1 pseudogene is annotated in these 425 nt (G+C 74.6%); it reads right to left on the bottom strand.

Features of this window, described 5'->3' with window-relative positions:
* Positions 1-425, bottom strand: a pseudogene (locus tag GVL04_RS24200) (hypothetical protein); the annotation flags it as partial.

Below are 425 nucleotides of genomic sequence, written 5' to 3'. Positions count from 1 at the left end.
GCATCGTGCGTGCCGTGCGCGCAGACCAGGAAGATCGGTGGTCCACCGCCGTCGTCCGCCGACCGCTTTCCGGCTTCCGGCGGGAGGTTCAGATCCTGCTCGGCGGCCCGGAGCCGGGGCGGCGGGGACTCGGCATCGGTGTCGAGGTCCAGCAGGTCGGCGTCGTCACGAAAACCGCCCCACCGCAGCGTTTCCCGACCCGGCCGGCAGTCGACCAACGCCCACCGCCGGCGTCCCGACGGGACGCTGCGGCCCGGCCGACGGATCGCCAAGACCCTGACCCCTGCCGGGTCGAGCCGTGCGATCAACCGGTGGGCGACCGGCCGGCTGAACCGCGAGTCCAGCAGACCGGCCCTCCCCCACGGCCCCGGCTGCTCCACCAGCAGCAGCCGGGCCGCGGGAAACGCCGTGCCCAGCAACGGGTC

Origin of the sequence: Arthrobacter sp. 18067 (genome assembly GCF_902706295.1) — a bacterium.
GTDB lineage: Bacteria > Actinomycetota > Actinomycetes > Actinomycetales > Micrococcaceae > Arthrobacter.
The sequence above is the reverse complement of the archived record's forward strand: the minus strand, read 5'-3'. Positions and strand labels throughout refer to the sequence as shown.